General features: G+C 69.3%; 15 protein-coding genes. 3 read left to right on the forward strand and 12 right to left on the reverse strand.

All coding sequences use genetic code 11. The features are described 5' to 3' along the window. Nucleotides 1-45 precede the first annotated feature (45 nt). Both AC4FS2_RS07280 and AC4FS2_RS07285 read right to left on the reverse strand, forming a co-directional pair. Nucleotides 46-1,098 (reverse strand): 3-isopropylmalate dehydrogenase, encoded by a 1,053-nt coding sequence (locus tag AC4FS2_RS07280; protein ID WP_491152405.1) that lies wholly within the window; start codon nt 1,096-1,098, stop codon nt 46-48. 26 nt (nt 1,099-1,124) lie between these two features. Then, nucleotides 1,125-2,657: an MFS transporter gene (locus AC4FS2_RS07285; RefSeq protein ID WP_491152403.1), complete on the reverse strand. Its 1,533-nt coding sequence runs from the start codon at nt 2,655-2,657 to the stop codon at nt 1,125-1,127. A gap of 75 nt (nt 2,658-2,732) precedes the next feature. Here AC4FS2_RS07285 and AC4FS2_RS07290 point away from each other — a divergent pair, with 75 nt between their 5' ends. Then, nucleotides 2,733-3,284, forward strand: a complete 552-nt coding sequence (locus tag AC4FS2_RS07290) for a TetR/AcrR family transcriptional regulator (protein ID WP_491152401.1) — start codon at nt 2,733-2,735, stop codon at nt 3,282-3,284. A gap of 401 nt (nt 3,285-3,685) precedes the next feature. Here the strand turns inward: AC4FS2_RS07290 and serA are convergent, their stop codons facing one another. The 10 genes from serA to AC4FS2_RS07340 form a co-directional block, all read right to left on the reverse strand. Beyond that, entirely contained in the window at nt 3,686-5,290 is a 1,605-nt protein-coding gene (gene serA / locus AC4FS2_RS07295; RefSeq protein WP_491152399.1) for a phosphoglycerate dehydrogenase, read from the reverse strand. A gap of 131 nt (nt 5,291-5,421) precedes the next feature. Beyond that, the gene (locus tag AC4FS2_RS07300; protein ID WP_491152397.1) at nt 5,422-5,766 is read right to left on the reverse strand and encodes a bacitracin resistance protein; all 345 of its coding nucleotides are present in this window, start codon (nt 5,764-5,766) and stop codon (nt 5,422-5,424) included. Then, a complete protein-coding gene (locus tag AC4FS2_RS07305; RefSeq protein WP_491152395.1) occupies nt 5,763-6,254 on the reverse strand; it encodes a DNA polymerase III subunit gamma/tau in 492 nt (163 codons plus the stop codon). The genes AC4FS2_RS07300 and AC4FS2_RS07305 overlap by 4 nt, the downstream gene beginning before the upstream one ends. A 108-nt stretch (nt 6,255-6,362) precedes the next feature. Further along, a complete protein-coding gene (locus AC4FS2_RS07310; RefSeq protein ID WP_491152394.1) occupies nt 6,363-6,980 on the reverse strand; it encodes a cyclodeaminase/cyclohydrolase family protein in 618 nt (205 codons plus the stop codon). Nucleotides 6,981-7,055: 75 nt separating this feature from the next. After that, a complete protein-coding gene (gene ilvC / locus AC4FS2_RS07315; RefSeq protein ID WP_491152392.1) occupies nt 7,056-8,081 on the reverse strand; it encodes a ketol-acid reductoisomerase in 1,026 nt (341 codons plus the stop codon). Between the two features lie 36 nt (nt 8,082-8,117). Further along, the gene (gene ilvN / locus AC4FS2_RS07320; RefSeq protein WP_491152390.1) at nt 8,118-8,627 is read right to left on the reverse strand and encodes an acetolactate synthase small subunit; all 510 of its coding nucleotides are present in this window, start codon (nt 8,625-8,627) and stop codon (nt 8,118-8,120) included. Nucleotides 8,628-8,631: 4 nt separating this feature from the next. After that, nucleotides 8,632-10,434 carry an acetolactate synthase large subunit gene (locus tag AC4FS2_RS07325; protein ID WP_491152388.1) on the reverse strand — a complete coding sequence of 601 codons (1,803 nt, stop codon included), beginning with the start codon at nt 10,432-10,434 and terminating at the stop codon, nt 8,632-8,634. Between the two features lie 43 nt (nt 10,435-10,477). After that, nucleotides 10,478-12,178, reverse strand: coding sequence for a dihydroxy-acid dehydratase (ilvD, locus tag AC4FS2_RS07330; protein ID WP_491152386.1), 1,701 nt, complete (start codon nt 12,176-12,178; stop codon nt 10,478-10,480). Nucleotides 12,179-12,187: 9 nt separating this feature from the next. Further along, complete coding sequence (gene otsB / locus AC4FS2_RS07335; RefSeq protein ID WP_491152384.1) at nt 12,188-12,973, reverse strand: trehalose-phosphatase; 786 nt, start codon at nt 12,971-12,973, stop codon at nt 12,188-12,190. Beyond that, entirely contained in the window at nt 12,970-14,403 is a 1,434-nt protein-coding gene (locus AC4FS2_RS07340; RefSeq protein ID WP_491152382.1) for an alpha,alpha-trehalose-phosphate synthase (UDP-forming), read from the reverse strand. The genes otsB and AC4FS2_RS07340 overlap by 4 nt, the downstream gene beginning before the upstream one ends. 114 nt (nt 14,404-14,517) lie before the next feature. On the opposite strand from AC4FS2_RS07340, the gene AC4FS2_RS07345 reads away from it, so the two are divergent. Together AC4FS2_RS07345 and AC4FS2_RS07350 are read left to right on the forward strand one after the other, a co-directional pair. Beyond that, nucleotides 14,518-14,775 carry a hypothetical protein gene (locus AC4FS2_RS07345; RefSeq protein ID WP_491152380.1) on the forward strand — a complete coding sequence of 86 codons (258 nt, stop codon included), beginning with the start codon at nt 14,518-14,520 and terminating at the stop codon, nt 14,773-14,775. A 74-nt stretch (nt 14,776-14,849) separates the two neighbouring features. Further along, the gene (locus AC4FS2_RS07350; RefSeq protein WP_491152378.1) at nt 14,850-15,734 is read left to right on the forward strand and encodes an AraC family transcriptional regulator; all 885 of its coding nucleotides are present in this window, start codon (nt 14,850-14,852) and stop codon (nt 15,732-15,734) included. The last annotated feature ends 1 nt before the right edge of the window (nt 15,735 follow it).

Raw genomic sequence — 15,735 nt, forward strand, 5'->3', positions numbered from 1 at the left:
CTGGCGGGTTAGGGAGCAGGGCGTCGGTGCGCGCTGGGCTTCAGACTACGCCTGGAGCCGCGCGACGATGGCGTCGCCGATCTCCGACGTGGTGCGGGCGGAGCCGCCCCGGGATGCGATGTCCTCCTCGACCGCAGCGGTGACGCGGTCGGCCTCCGTGGACAGCCCGAGGTGATCGAGCAGCAGCGCGACGGAGAGGATGGCGGCGGTGGGGTCGGCCTTCTGCTGTCCAGCGATGTCGGGCGCCGATCCGTGCACGGGTTCGAACATCGAGGGGAAGGCGCCGTCGGGGTTGATGTTGCCCGAGGCTGCCAGGCCGATACCACCGGTGACGGCGCCGGCCAGGTCGGTGAGGATGTCTCCGAAGAGATTGTCGGTGACGATCACATCGAAACGGCCCGGGTCGGTGACCAGGAAGATCGTCGCGGCGTCGACGTGCAGGTAGTCCACGGCGACGTCGGGATGCTCCGCAGCCACGGCGTCCACGATCCGCTTCCAGATCCCGCCGGCGTGCACGAGCACGTTGGTCTTGTGCACGAGGGTGAGCTTGTGCCTCCGCCGCCCGGCGAGCTCGAACGCGTATCGCACGACGCGTTCCACCCCGAAGGCCGTGTTGACGGATGTCTCATTGGCGATCTCGTGCGGGGTGCCCCTGCGGATCGACCCGCCGTTGCCGACGTACGGGCCCTCGGTGCCCTCCCGGACGACGACGAAGTCGATTTCGCCCGGATCGGCGAGCGGGCCCGGGGCTCCGGGGTAGAGCTTGGACGGGCGCAGGTTCACGTAGTGATCGAGTTCGAAGCGCAGCTTCAGGAGCATCCCGCGCTCGATGTTCGCGTCCTTCAGGCGCGGATCGCCCGGGACCCCGCCCACAGCCCCGAGGAGGATCGCGTCGTGCGCCTTGATGGCGTCGAGGTCGTCGTCGGTGAGGGTGTCGCCGGTGTCGAGGTAACGGGCGGCTCCGAGCGAGAAGGTCGTGCGCTCGAAAGCCACGTCACGACCGTCCGTGGCGGCGTCGAGCACCTTCACGGCCTCCGCGACCACCTCCGGGCCGATGCCGTCGCCCGGGATGACGGCAAGCTTGACGACACGCGACATGGCACTCCTAGCGAGGATCGGGCGCGTCAGGACTTCGCGCCGCGGGGTCCTCCCAGGCTAGCGGCCGCGATGACCCCGGCCAGGACGATGAGCGCCGCGCCGATCAGGGCGGTGACCACGACCCCGGAGTCGAACGCGTGCGCGGCGGCCTCGTGGAGCGCTGCGCCGACATCCGGTGGGAGCGACTGGGCGGCAGCGACCGCTCCGGCGAGTGTCTCGCGCGCCGCATCCGCTGCGGCGTCGGGCACCCCGGCCGGGATGACGAGCTGCACACGGTACATCGCGGTGAGGATGCCGCCGAGGACCGCCGTTCCCAGAACCGCTCCCAGCTCGTAGGCCGTTTCGGATACGGCGCTCGCGGCGCCGGCCTTGGCCGAGGGTGCACTCGAGAGGATGAGCTCGTTGGACACCGTCTCGGCCGCGCCGAGACCGATCCCGAGCGCGACGAACGCGCCGATGAGGGCGGGTAGATCCCCGGTGGCGAACGCCACGACGAGGTAGGCGACGACGGAGAAGACCAGGGCAACGGGCACCACGATCTGTGGCGGGAAACGTTTGGCGATCGGTACGACGAGGAGCCCGGACGCGATCATGGCGGCGAGTCCGGGCAGCAGCGCGAGTCCCGCCTGCAACGGCGAGAGTCCGACCACGAGCTGCAGATGCTGCGCGACGAAGTACAGGAAGCCGACGAGCCCCACAACGCTGAGCAGATTGACGAGGATCGCCCCGGAGAAGGTGCCGCGGCGGAAGAGGCTCATGTCCAGCATGGGCGAGTCCAGCCGCAGCTGCCTGCGGACGAAGAGCACGCCGAAGACCGCACCGACCGCGAACATCCATGGCGCAGGGCTGAGGATGCCGTGCACGGCGAGCTCCTTGATGCCGTAGACGATCGGGACCATGGTTGCCAGCGACAACAGGATGCTGAGGACGTCGATGCGACCCGGGCTCGGGTCTCGGCTTTCGGGCACGAGGAGGGGCGCGAGGATCAGCAGCGGGACCAGCACGGGTACGGCGAGTAGGAAGACCGACCCCCACGAGAAGTGCTCCAGCAGGAATCCGCCGACGATCGGGCCGAGGGCGGATCCCGCCGAGAAGCCGGTGGCCCAGATCGCGATGGCGATGCGGCGCTGATCACGGTCGCGGAAGATCGTCCGCAGGAGCGAGAGGGTCGAGGGCATCAGCATCGCGCCGAAGACGCCGAGGAGTGCCCGCGCGGTGATGAGAAGCGCCGCCGTCGGGGCGAACGCCGCCAGCGCCGAGACGACGCCGAATCCGGTCGCGCCCAGGAGCAGCATCCGCTTGCGGCCGAACCGGTCGCCCAGCGATCCCATCGTGACAAGGAGGCTGGCGAGCACCAGCGGGTACGCGTCGATGATCCAGAGCTGTTCGATGCTGGTGGGCGCGAGGTCGAGGGCGATCGCGGGGAGCGCGAAGCTCAGCACCGTGTTGTCGACCGAAACCAGGAGGACAGGCAGCATGAGCACCACCAGGGCCACCCATCCGCGCCAATCCGCCCGGATCACGGGAAGGGTCGAGGTGGTGCTTGTCGTTTGGAGCATGAGTGCCTTTACTTAACCGTCCAGCCGGTATAGTAACACGTGCCCCCCGCCCTCTCCCCTGGATACCATCCACTCATGAGCCGTCCGCCCCGCGCCCGCGAACGCGTCCTCGACGCCTTCGCCGGCATCCTCGCCCAGGATGGTGAACGCGCTGCCACCATCGATGCGACCGCCCGTGCGGCCGGCGTGTCCAAAGGCGGCCTGCTCTACCACTTCGCCTCCAAGGAGGCACTCGAAGCCGGCCTCCTGGAGCGCCTGGAGACCCTGGCTGCCGAGGACATCGCGCGCATCAGGGAGTCGCCCGAAGGCGCCGCTGCTGCCTTCATGCGTACGTCGCTGCATACCGGCACGCCGTTGGATAACGCCATCGTCGCGGTGTCCCGCCTCGCCCAGAACGGCAGTGCTCCCGCGATCGCAGCCCTCCGTCGCGTTCGCGACCTGTGGGAAGACGCGATCAGGCCGGATACGCGCGACGAGACAGCACTTCAGCTCGTGATGCTCGTGAGCGACGGGCTCTACTTCAACAACGCCCTCACCGTCGGCTCCGTCCCCGGCCCCGTCCCCTCGGGCGCCGAGCTCGATGCGCTCGTCGCGCTCGTCCGCGCCGCGACGCGCCCCGGCGCCTGACGCGTCGGCCGCCGCCCGTCCTGGCGCGGCATCCGCGGGTGCGGCTCGCCGCGAGATCAGGAGTTTTCGCGGACACAGGACGATCCCCGCCGAATCATCCTGCCTACGCGACAACACCTGATCCGGCGACACAGCGCGCCGCCGGCATCCCGTGCGACGCGAACCCGCGCGCTCCGCGGAAGCCGCGGGGCATCGGGCCTTGCGCGGCGCCCGCGGACGCCTCGAACCGGGCCCGAGATCAGGAGTATTCGCGGACACAGGAGGATCCCCGCCGAATCGTCCTGCCTACGCGACAACACCTGATCCGGCGACACAGCGCCCCCCGGTGGCACAGCAAGCCACCGGCGACACAGCCGCCCGCATCGGTGCGGCGCTCCCCGCACCGCGGCGGATGACGGCGGTCAGGACTCGGTGATCTCGATCTGACGGAAGAGGTCGGCGTCGATGTCGGCGCGCACTCGCTCGAGGAGGTCGTCCGGCACCGGCGAATCGACCGTGAGCACCGACAGCGCCTGGCCGCCGGCCGCAAGACGGGCGATCTGCATTCCGGCGATGTTGATTCCTGCCTCGCCGAAGCGCTGGCCGTAGACCGCCACGATTCCGGGCCGGTCGGTGTAGAGCATCACGACATGGTGCTTCTCGATCGGCAGCTCGACCGCGTACTCGTTGATCCCGACGAGCTTCTCGATCTGCTTCGTGCCGGTCAGCGTGCCCGATACCGACAGCTGCGAACCGTCGGCCAGCGCACCGCGCAGTGTGATGACGTTGCGGTATTCGTCGCTGACGTCGTCCACCAGCAACCGCACATCCACTCCGCGCTGCTCGGCCAGGAGCGGGGCGTTCACGTACGACACGGTCTCGCTGACGATGTTGGTGAACACGCCCTTCAGCGCGGCGAGCTTGAGGACGCTCACGTCGTACTGGCTGAGGTCTCCGTGCACCTCGACGTCGAGGCTCGTGAGCGGGCTGTGCGCGAGGGAGGCGAAGATCTGTCCGAGCTTCTCCACGAGCGGGATGCCGGGGCGCACATACGGGTCGATGACGCCGCCGGCGACGTTGACGGCGTCGGGGACGAGCTCACCGCCGAGGGCCAGACGCACCGAGCGTGCGACGGACACGCCGGCCTTCTCCTGGGCCTCCTCGGTGCTCGCGCCCAGGTGCGGCGTGACGACGACGTTCGGGAGATCGAGCAGGCGACGGGCGGGGCCGTCTTCGGCGGGAGGTTCGGTCGTGAAGACGTCCAGGCCCGCTCCGGCGATCTCGTTCGTGGTGAGCGCCTTGTAGAGCGCGTCCTCATCGATCAACCCGCCGCGCGCCACGTTCACGACGTAGGCGGTGCGCTTCATGCGGCGCAGCTGATCGATGCCGATCATGCCGGTGGTCTCGGGCGTCTTAGGCATGTGGATGGTGAGGAAGTCGGCCTGCTCGAGCAGTTCCTCCAGGGTCACCAGCTGCACGCCCAGCTGCTGCGCGCGCGCACTCGTGACGTACGGGTCATAGGCGATCACGCGCATGTCGAACGCCTGGAGGCGCGCGGCGATGAGCGCCCCGATGCGACCCAGCCCGACGATGCCGACGGTCTTCTCGAACAGCTCGGTGCCGGTGAACGCGCTGCGCTTCCACTGCCCCTCCGCGAGCGACGCGTGGGCGGCCGGGATGCGACGGGCAAGGCTGAGGATGTGACCGACGGTGAGTTCGGCCGCGGAGACGATGTTCGACGTCGGCGCGTTGACCACCATCACGCCGGCGGATGTGGCCGCCTTGATGTCGACGTTGTCGAGGCCCACCCCGGCGCGGGCGACGACCTTCAGAACGGGCGCCGCGGCGATCGCCTCAGCATCCACCTTCGTCGCGGAGCGGACGAGGATGGCGTTGGCGTCGGACAGGGCCGCCAGAAGCGCGGCACGGTCGGTGCCGTCGACGGAACGTACGTCGAAGTCGGGACCGAGGGCGTGGATCGTCGCGGGTGAGAGTTCTTCGGCGATGAGGACGACGGGCTTCGTCACAGGCAATTCCTTCGGGCGCGCGGGCAGGAGAGCCGCGCCGCCGAACCTTCGGGCCTCGGGAGGCGTGGCGAGGCCTCCGCCAGCCTAGCGCGGGCGCCGGGAGCGCTCTGACCGTGTGACGGACCGCGGCATCAGCCGCCGTAGAGGGCGAAGGATGTGACGGCGTAGGCGAGGATGTTGACCCAGAACGCGGCCGAGAGCGCGAGCCCCGCGAACAGCACGAGCGCGAACTCCCACGATCGGCGACGCCAGCCCAGGGCCAGGGCGACCGCGAACGCGATCATCGGGAAGACGATCGGCAGGATGTGGACGAACCACCCCCATCCGTTCAACCCCAACGGCCCCGTCGCCTGTCGCACCAGCACGTCGACGGCGCTCCACACGAGGTAGGCGTAGAAGAGTCCGAAGACGGCGGCGATCGCGACCGTCTTCCACGGAAGCCGCGCCGCGCGCGGACCGGCGATGTCCGCGGTCATCCGAGTCCTCCCGTCGCGAGGAACGGCCACGGCACGAGCAGCACCACGCCGGCCAGGAGCCAGGCGAATCGCACCCAGGTCTTCGAGCGACGCGTCAGGAGGTAGGCCGCGGCGAACCAGATCAGCGGCGCCGCCGCAGCGGCGAGGCTGATCGTGACGAGCGCGACGGCCGGCACCGGCAGCCCTTCCACGGCCTGCAGCCGGAAGCTGACGAAGAGCCAGCCCACGGCGAAGAGGACGAACGCCGCCCCGACCGCCCCGATGCCGATGAGGGCAGCGTTGCTGAGCGCGGTCGGTTCCGTCTCGGGGTCCGGCGCGTGATCCGTGCGCCTACGACCGCTCCCCCGCCCCACGGCGGTGTACCCCGGCGGCAGGTCGCGCCCGTTCCGTTTCGGCGCGCGGGGAGGGGTGGAATTCGCACGCGCGTCGAGCGTCGGATCGTCGTCGCCGTTCCAGTTCAGGGCGTCGTCGTCGCGTCCGGTGCTCATTCCCCCAGAGTATCCGCGGCGCCTCCCTCTGCCGACAGGGCCCCGCTCGACGGGCGTCCGGGTCGATCCCTGTTCGATGCCGGGATGTCCCGTCGCCGTGGCCGTGGCTCAGCCGACCGGCAGCGACGCCAGCAGCCCGTCGATCTCGGAGCGCGTCCGCGCGGCACGGTCTGCTGTCGCCGCGAGGGGCGCGGCGTCGTGCGGATCCCCCGCGTCGCCGGCATGCGCCTCAGCCAAGCGGACGTTGGAGCGCAGGTTGATGAGGGCGGCACCGAGCCCCGCGCGCAGGGCCTCCCCCGCCACACCGGTGTCGGCCACGAGGTGCGGGTTCCCCACCTCGGCGATCACACGCAACTGCTCCGCGAGGGCGATGCCGAGTTCGGCGAGCCGAGCCGAGGATGCTGCGGCGGCGACCGCCTCCCGGTGCAGGTTGCCCTCGCGGCCGGGTCCCTTCGCGGCCAGCGCTGCGCCGAGGGCGACGGAGCGGACCCCATCCTCGTGGGCGGCGTCGAGAGACTCCTCCCGCAGCACCCGCACGCGTTCGCCCGCCCGCGCAGCGACGGGCTCGTCCGGCGTGTAGCCGCACACCATGTGCAGGAGGGCGGCGGCGATCGCCATCATCACTCCCGCGGCCGACCCGCCGCCGGGGGCGCCGGTCGGTTCGGCCAGACGGGCCAGCCACGCATCCAACGCGAGCGAGGTGGGCACATCCGGGTCTGCCTGCATGAACTCACGATACCCAGGCACGAACGCCGGATGCCCCGGACCTCGACGGGTCCGGGGCATCCAAGGAAAGAAAGGTCAGCGCGCGGCCGAGCCCTCCACGTAATCCGAATCGGTCTGCTTCCACGCGAACAACGACCGCAGCTCCTTGCCGGTGGCCTCGATCGGGTGGTTCTGCTCCTTCTCGCGCAGAGCGAGGAACTCGGGCGCGCCCGCATCCTGGTCGGCGATGAAGCGCTTCGCGAAGGCGCCGGACTGGATGTCGGCGAGGATGCCCTGCATGCTCTCCTTCACCGCCGGCGAGATGACGCGCGGGCCGGAGACGTAGTCGCCGTACTCCGCGGTGTCGGAGATCGACCACCGCTGCTTGGCGATGCCGCCCTCCCACATGAGGTCGACGATGAGCTTCAGCTCGTGCAGCACCTCGAAGTACGCGATCTCCGGCTGGTAGCCGGCCTCGGTGAGGGTCTCGAACCCGGCCTGCACGAGGTGGCTGACGCCGCCGCAGAGAACCGCCTGCTCGCCGAACAGGTCGGTCTCGGTCTCTTCGGTGAAGGTCGTCTTGATGACGCCCGCACGCGTGCCGCCGATGGCCTTCGCGTACGACAGGGCGGTGTCCCAGGCGGTACCCGACGCGTCGCGCTCGACCGCGATGATGTCGGGGATGCCGCGACCGGCGACGAATTCACGTCGCACGGTGTGACCGGGAGCCTTCGGGGCGACGAGGATGACGTCCACACCCTCGGGTGCGTCGATGTACCCGAAGCGGATGTTGAACCCGTGCGCGAAGGCGAGGGTCTTGCCGGGGGTCAGGTTGTCGCGGATGCTCTCGTTGTAGATGCCGCGCTGGTGCTGGTCGGGCGCGAGGATCATGATGAGGTCGGCCCACGTCGTCGCGTCGGCGACGGAGAGGACCTCGAACCCGTCCTCCTGCGCCTTCGCCGCCGACTTCGAGCCGTCCTTCAGCGCGATCGCGACCTCGACGCCGGAGTCGCGAAGGTTCTGCGCGTGAGCGTGGCCCTGCGAGCCGTAGCCCACGATGGCGACCTTCTTGCCCTGAATGATCGAGAGGTCGGCGTTGTCGTCGTAGAAGATCTCTGCCATGGGGTTGTTCTCCTTCATGAGGGGTGGAATCGGTGGTCAGTTGCGCAGAACGCGCTCGGTGATGCTCTTGCCGCCGCGCCCGATCGCCACGAGTCCGGACTGGGCGATCTCCTTGATACCGAACGGCTCGACCGCCCGGAGGAAAGCCTCGACCTTGCCGTGGTCGCCGGTGATCTCGACCACGAGGGCGTCGGGCGCGTAGTCGACCACAGACGCGCGGAAGAGGTTCACGACCTCCAGGACGTGGGAGCGCGAGGCGTTGTCGGCCCGCACCTTCACGAGCATGTGCTCGCGCTGCACGGATGACGCGGGATCGAGCTCAACGATCTTGATGACGTTGATCAGCTTGTTCAGCTGCTTCGTCACCTGCTCCAGCGGAAGATCTTCCACGTCGACGGCCACCGTGATGCGGGAGAGCCCGGGAACCTCGGTGACGCCCACCGCGAGAGAGGTGATGTTGAAGCCCCGGCGGGCGAACAGCCCCGCCACGCGGGTGAGCAGACCGGGTTTGTCCTCCACGAGGAGGCTCAGCACATGACTGGGCATCGTGTCAGTCCTCCTGGCCGAAGGCGGGCGAGTGGTCGCGCGCGTACTGGACGTAGTTGTTGCTCACGCCTTGCGGCACCATCGGCCACACCATGGCGTCAGCGCTCACGACGAAGTCGATCACGACGGGGCGGTCATTGGTCTCGAGGGCCGTGCGGATGGCGGCGTCCACGTCCTCCTCCTTCTCCACGCGCAGCGCGAGGCAGCCGTACGCCTCGGCGAGCTTGACGAAGTCGGGGATGCGGATGCTGTTGTGGCCGGTGTTGAGGTCGGTGTGCGAATACCGGCCGTCGTAGAACAGCGTCTGCCACTGGCGGACCATGCCCAGGGACGAGTTGTTGATGATCGCGACCTTGATGGGGATGTTGTTGATGACGCAGGTGGCGAGCTCCTGGTTGGTCATCTGGAAGCATCCGTCACCGTCGATCGCCCACACCACCCGGTCCGGCTCGGCGACCTTGGCCCCCATCGCCGCCGGAACCGCGTAGCCCATCGTGCCGGCACCGCCGGAGTTCAGCCACGAGTTGGGCCGCTCGTACTTGATGAACTGCGCCGACCACATCTGGTGCTGCCCCACGCCCGCGGCGTACACGGCTTCAGGACCGGTGAGCTCTCCGATGCGCTGGATCACGTATTGCGGCGACATCAGTCCGTCGGTGGGCTGCGTGTAGCCGAGCGGGAATTCCGCCCGCAGACCGTCGAGGTAGGCCCACCACTCCTCGGTGTCGGGCGTCGCGGTGCCGAGAGCCTCGCGGTAGGCGGCATCCAGGTCGACCAGCACCTCGCGCAGGTCGCCGACGATCGGGACATCGGCCGTCCGGATCTTGGAGATCTCGGCGGGGTCGATGTCGACGTGCACGACCTGCGCATGCGGGGCGAACAGTGCGGCCTTGCCGGTCACCCGGTCATCGAACCGCGCGCCGAGCGAGATGAGCAGGTCGGACTCCTGGAGGGCGAGCACCGCGGGAACGGTGCCGTGCATGCCGGGCATGCCCAAGTGCTGGGCATGCGAGTCGGGGAACGCCCCTCGCGCCATCAGAGTCGTCACGACGGGGGTGCCCGTGGTCTCCGCGAACGCCAGCAGCTCCTTCGAGGCGCGGGAACGGATGACGCCGCCGCCGACGTAGAGCACCGGCTTCTTCGCCCCGGCCAGCAGCTGCGCCGCCGCCTGAATCTGCTTGCCGTGGGCCTTCGTCACCGGTCGGTAACCGGGCAGGTCGATCTTCGGCGGCCACACGAACGGCGCCTCGGCCTGCTGGGCGTCTTTGGTGATGTCCACCAGCACCGGACCGGGGCGGCCGGTACCGGCGATCTCGAACGCGGCGGCCATGGCGCCGGGAATCTCCTCGGGGCGCTTCACCAGGATCGAGTGCTTCGTGATCGGCATCGTGATCCCCACGATGTCGGCCTCCTGGAAGGCGTCCGTGCCCATGAGGGTCGAGAAGACCTGCCCGGTGATGCAGACGATCGGCACGGAGTCCATGTACGCGTCGGCGATCGCCGTCACGAGGTTCGTCGCGCCGGGCCCGGATGTGGCGATCGCCACGCCGGTGCGTCCGGACGCCGATGCATACCCTTCGGCGGCGTGGCCGGCGCCCTGCTCATGGCGCACGAGGATGTGGCGGATCTCGGAGGTGTCCATGAGCGGGTCGTAGACGGGCAGGATCGCGCCGCCGGGCAGACCGAACACGTCGGTGACGCCGAGCAGTTCGAGCGAGCGGACGACCGCCTGCGCGCCGGTGAGCACGGGAGCGGCCGCGGCGCGAGCGGGTGGCCGGGGAACGGCCGGGGCGGATTCGGCGGGCATGGTGAAATCCTCAGAACAGAGAAGGGATGACGGGTGGGCCGGGTTACCCCGTGACCGCGCCCTCCGCGGCGGAGTGCACGAGCTTGGAGTACTTGGCCAGGACGCCACGGGTATAGCGCGGGGGAAGCGGCTCCCAGCCAGAGCGGCGGGAACTGAGCTCGGCCTCGTCGACGAGTAGGTCGAGAGTGCGAGCCGCGATATCGACCCGTATCAGATCACCATCGCGCACGAAGGCGATGGGACCAGCGTCCACCGCTTCGGGTGCTATGTGGCCGATGCACAGGCCGGTTGTGCCGCCCGAGAATCGTCCGTCCGTCAACAGTAGTACATCTTTTCCGAGGCCTGCGCCCTTGATGGCAGCGGTGATGGCGAGCATCTCGCGCATGCCCGGCCCGCCCTTGGGGCCCTCGTACCGGATGACCACGACGTCCCCCGCGGCGATCTCTCCCGCTTCGAGGGCGTCCATCGCTGCGCGCTCGCGCTCGAACACGCGCGCGGGTCCTTCGAACACTGCGGCGTCGAAGCCCGCGGTCTTCACGACCGCTCCCTCGGGGGCGAAGGACCCGTGCAGGACGGTGATGCCGCCGGTTGCGTGGATGGGGTTGTCGAAGGTGTGGATGACCGTGCCGTCGACCGGGTCGGGGTCGAGGTCGCGGAGGTTCTCGGCCAGCGTCTTGCCGGTGACGGTCAGGGCGTCGCCGTGAAGGAGGCCTTCGTCCAGCATCGCCTTCATGATCACCGGGATGCCGCCGTGCCGATCGACATCGTTCATGACGTACTGGCCGAACGGCTTCATGTCGGCCACGTGCGGCACCTTGTCGCCGATGCGGTTGAAGTCGTGCAGGTTCAGCTCGACCTCCGCCTCGCTCGCGATGGCGAGGAGATGGAGGACGACGTTGGTGGAGCCGCCGAGCGCCATCGCCAAGGCGATCGCGTTCTCGAACGCCTCCTTCGTGAGGATGTCGCGGGTCGTGATTCCCAGGCGGAGGAGGTTGACGACGGCCTCACCCGACCGGTGGGCGAAGTAGTCGCGACGACGGTCGGCCGAGGGCGGCGCGGCGGAACCGGGGAGGCTGAGCCCCAGCGCCTCGGCGACGGAAGCCATGGTGTTGGCGGTGTACATGCCACCGCAGGCGCCCTCGCCGGGCGCGAAGGAGCACTCGATGCGCTTGAGATCGGCCTCGCTCATCCGCCCCGCGAGGCACGCACCGACGCCCTCGAAGGAATCGATGATCGTGATCTCCTTCTCGGTGCCGTCCGAGAGCTTCACCCAGCCGGGGGCAATCGAGCCCGCGTACAGGAACACGCTCGACAGGTCGAGGCGGGCGCTTGCCATCAGCATCCCGGGAATGGACTTGTCGCACCCTGCGAGCAGCACGGATCCGTCGAGGCGCTCGGCCATCATGACGGTCTCGACGGAGTCGGCGATGACCTCCCGGGACACGAGCGAGAAGTGCATCCCCTCGTGCCCCATCGAGATCCCGTCCGAGACGGAGATCGTGCCGAACTGCAGCGGGTATCCCCCGCCGGAGTGCACGCCTTCCTTGGCGCCCTGCGCGAGCCGGTCGAGGCTCAGGTTGCAGGGGGTGATCTCGTTCCAGCTGGACGCGATGCCGATCTGGGGCTTGTCCCAGTCCTCGTCGCCCATACCCACGCCGCGGAGCATCCCGCGGGAGGTCGTGGCTTCGATGCCATGGGTCACGACGCGGCTGCGCGGCTTGATGTCGATGGTGCTGTCAGGCATTCTCGAAGTCTATTGCCGCCGCGCGGCTCGCATCTCCGCGAGCAGCCCGAGAAGATCGGCGAACGCCGGGATGTCGGCCACCGTCACGGTCGCGGCGGTGTCCCCCGCCCCGACTCGAACCCCGAGATCGCCGGCGCCGAGTGAGCGCAGCGCATCCTCGTCGGTCACGTCATCGCCCGCGAACAGCACGGCCGTGGCGTTCGTCCGCTCCCGGAGGTTTTGCACGGCGGTGTCCTTGCCCTCATGGCGGAAGGCGTACTCGACGATGTTGTGCCCGGTGCGCCGGCGCCACGTCGGCGCTTGGGCGTGCATGAGCTCGTCGACGACGGCGTTCGCCCGCGCCGCGGTGGCCGCGTCTGCGACGCGGGTATGCACCGCGATGCCGAACGTCTTCGGCTCGATCCGCACGCCCTCCATGGCCCGCGTGGCTTCCTCGGCGGCCAGGCGCACACGATTGCGCAGAGCGAAGTCCGCCGGCGCTTCGTCGGGTTCGACCGCGCCGATGCCCGGCTCCCAGTATTCGGCGCCGTGGGAGCCTGCGAGCCACAGCGGGGAAGTGTCATCGTGCTCGGCGATGATGCGGAGATCGCTGAGGCTCCGACCCGACACCAGCGCCACGACGGTGTCGGGCAGGGCGGCGAGCTTCTCGACCGCCTGCGCGGCGGCGGGAAGCATCCGCGCGTCCATCGGTTCGTTCTGCAGCGGCGACAGCGTGCCGTCGAAGTCGAGGGCGAGCAGCAGGCGTGGGGTGTCGGCCAGGGGTGCCAGGACGTCCTCGGCCACCGTGGTGGTCACGACGTGACCGCCGAGGGACGGTCGTGGAACGCGGAGAGGGCGTCGAGGAAGTCCTGCGACCAGTCCTCGACATCGTGCTCGCGCACGCGGCGGCGGAGCGCCCGCATCCGCCGCCCTTGTTCCGCCCCGGGCATCTTTATCGCGCGCATGATCGACTCCTTCAGTCCGTCGATGTCGTGCGGATTGATGAGGATGGCGCTTCCGAGTTCGTCGGCGGCGCCGGCGAACTCGCTGAGGAGCAGGACTCCGCGGTTGTCCACCCGGCTGGCCACGTACTCCTTGGCGACGAGGTTCATCCCGTCGCGGAGGGCGGTGACCAGCATCACGTCGGCGGCGAGGAAGAGCGCCACCATCTCCTCGCGGGGATATGCCTGATGAAGGTAGCGGATCGCCGTATGGCCCATCGTGTCGTAGTCGCCGTTGATCCGGCCCACCGTGAGCTCGATCTCGTCACGCAACTGGACGTACGCCTCCACCCGCTCGCGACTCGGGCTCGCCACCTGCACGAGCGTGACGTCATCCACGCTCAGCTGGCCGTCGTCGAGCAGCTCGCCGAACGCTTTCAGGCGGTGGCGGATGCCCTTGGTGTAGTCCAAGCGGTCGACCCCGAGAAGGATCTTCTTCGGGTTGCCCAGACTTTCGCGGATCTCCGCCGCGCGCGCCCGGATGTCGGGGCGATGCGCGAGTTCGATGTAGGAGTCGGCGTCGATGGAGATCGGAAACGCCTTGGCCAGCGCCGTGCGGGTTCCGCCCGTGCTGTCGGGTACCGAGATCCCGGATGCCTTCGTCTCATAGCGCAGCTGCCGCCGCACCGCGCGAGCGAAGTTTCCGGCGTCAGCCACGCGCTGGAACCCGATCACGTCGGCCCCGAGGAGACCCTCGAGGACCTGGCGCCGCCAGGGCAGCTGGGAGTACAGACCGTACGCGGGAAACGGGATGTGGTGGAAGTACCCGATGGTGAGATCCGGTCGGGCATCGCGCAGCATCCGCGGGACCAACTGCAGCTGATAGTCCTGTACCCACACGATCGCGTTCTCCGCCGCGACGGCGACAGCCGCATCGGCGAAGCGCTGGTTGACCTTGACGTACGCCTCCCACCACTGCCGTTTGAAGCGGGGCGGCGAGATGACGTCGTGGTACAGCGGCCAGATGGTGTCGTTCGAAAAACCCTCGTAGTAGTTCTCGACATCGTCGGCCGAGAGAGTCACCGGCACGAGGTGAACGCCGTCGAAGTCGAACGCATCCAAGTCGAGGTCGGGCTGTCCGGCCCAGCCGACCCACGCTCCCGCGGCCTTGCGCATGACCGGTTCCAACGCGGTGACCAGACCGCCGGGTGAGCGACGCCATGCGGTGTCATCGTCCACCTCCGCGTCCGCGATGCGGTCGACGGGAAGTCGGTTGGCGACGACGACGAACTCTGCCTGGGTCACACGGGGCTCCTCGGTGCGGTTCCCCCCAGGCTAACAGCGCTCCTTCTGGGCGCCCGGGGGCGACCCGTGTCAACCCTTCCCGCGCTACCCTGTGCGCACCGCTAGCGTTGACGCATGCGCAAGTACCTCTTCGGCAGTGGACTCGTGACGGCGATCACCGGCGGTCTGACGTTGCTGCGGAGCCTCCGCAGCAACGAGCCCTTCACATGGCGCACCGCTCTGGCGCTGCTGAGCTGGGGTATTTCGCTCGCTCTGGCCATCGGTTCCGTCGTGGACACCCGCCGGGCGGGGCGAGGCGGCATCGTCCCCTCCGACTCCCCGATCTCGGGCAAGGAGCAGAAGTTGCTGCAGAAGCGGCTCCGCAAGCGCTGACCCCGCACCCATCCACGCCACGGCCCCGTCCACGCGACGGCCCGTGGCTCACGCTCGGCGGTTAGCGTTGGCAGGTGGACATCGTCAGCGAGGCGCTCCGCGGCGTTCGGATCGGGCGAGCGGAGGCATGCTCCGTGCGGGAGTCGGGAGCGTGGGGTTGGCGGTACCCCGCCTTTCCCGGAACCGGTTTCCACCTCGTCCTGGAGGGCGATGCGTGGTTGGCCGTCTCCGGCGCGGCGCCGCGGCGCCTGCGTCCCGGTGACGTCGTCTTCACCCCTGCAGGGGCCGAGCATGGCCTGAGCCACGCGCCACGCCCGCTGCACGAGCTGACGCCCGCGGACGCCAAGCAGGATTTCCCGGGTCCGGCCAAGGCCGACGCGGCGTTCCTGTGCGGCGCGTACCGGCTCCACGAGGGCCCGGTGCCGCACCTCTTGCGTTCTCTCCCCGAGGTGATCGCGATCTCCCCCGACCATGACCGTTATCCGGAGCTGAGCCCGCTGTTGACGCTGGTGCGGGCGACCCTTGCCGATACCGGTCCCGGGGCGCGGGTCACCCGCCCGGCACTGCTCGACCTGGTCTTGACGCACCTGTTGCGCCAATGGCTGGCGGACAACCGCAGCGCCGAGGCCGCGGATGTCTCCGACCCGACGATCGTGGAGGTGCTCCGGCGCATTCATGCGGCCCCCGACCACGCCTGGACGGTTCCAGAGCTCAGCGCGATCGCCCGCGTGTCGAAGACCACCTTCCTCGAACGTTTCACGGCCGCCGTCGGCCAGCCACCCAGGCGATATCTCACCGCGTGGCGTCTGTCCTACGCCGCCCGTCTGCTCCGCGAAACCGACGCCCCGCTGGCCGCGATCGCCCGCCAGGCCGGCTATTCCACCGAGTTCGCGCTCAGCCACGCTTTCCGGCGCGAGTACGGCATCCCACCCGGCCGCTTCCGGTCGATCGGCGGCTGAG

Source organism: Microbacterium sp. Z10_103, from assembly GCF_058310455.1.

Bases quoted from the DNA above. Each gene is read 5' to 3' on its own strand.
- AC4FS2_RS07325 (WP_491152388.1), bottom strand. From the start codon at position 10,434: ATGCCCGCCGAATCCGCCCCGGCCGTTCCCCGGCCACCCGCTCGCGCC.
- AC4FS2_RS07305 (WP_491152395.1), bottom strand. From the start codon at position 6,254: ATGAGCACCGGACGCGACGACGACGCCCTGAACTGGAACGGCGACGAC.
- AC4FS2_RS07310 (WP_491152394.1), bottom strand. From the start codon at position 6,980: ATGCAGGCAGACCCGGATGTGCCCACCTCGCTCGCGTTGGATGCGTGG.
- AC4FS2_RS07280 (WP_491152405.1), bottom strand. From the start codon at position 1,098: ATGTCGCGTGTCGTCAAGCTTGCCGTCATCCCGGGCGACGGCATCGGC.
- ilvN (WP_491152390.1), bottom strand. From the start codon at position 8,627: ATGCCCAGTCATGTGCTGAGCCTCCTCGTGGAGGACAAACCCGGTCTG.
- AC4FS2_RS07300 (WP_491152397.1), bottom strand. From the start codon at position 5,766: ATGACCGCGGACATCGCCGGTCCGCGCGCGGCGCGGCTTCCGTGGAAG.
- ilvD (WP_491152386.1), bottom strand. From the start codon at position 12,178: ATGCCTGACAGCACCATCGACATCAAGCCGCGCAGCCGCGTCGTGACC.
- AC4FS2_RS07285 (WP_491152403.1), bottom strand. From the start codon at position 2,657: ATGCTCCAAACGACAAGCACCACCTCGACCCTTCCCGTGATCCGGGCG.
- ilvC (WP_491152392.1), bottom strand. From the start codon at position 8,081: ATGGCAGAGATCTTCTACGACGACAACGCCGACCTCTCGATCATTCAG.
- AC4FS2_RS07290 (WP_491152401.1), top strand. From the start codon at position 2,733: ATGAGCCGTCCGCCCCGCGCCCGCGAACGCGTCCTCGACGCCTTCGCC.
- AC4FS2_RS07345 (WP_491152380.1), top strand. From the start codon at position 14,518: ATGCGCAAGTACCTCTTCGGCAGTGGACTCGTGACGGCGATCACCGGC.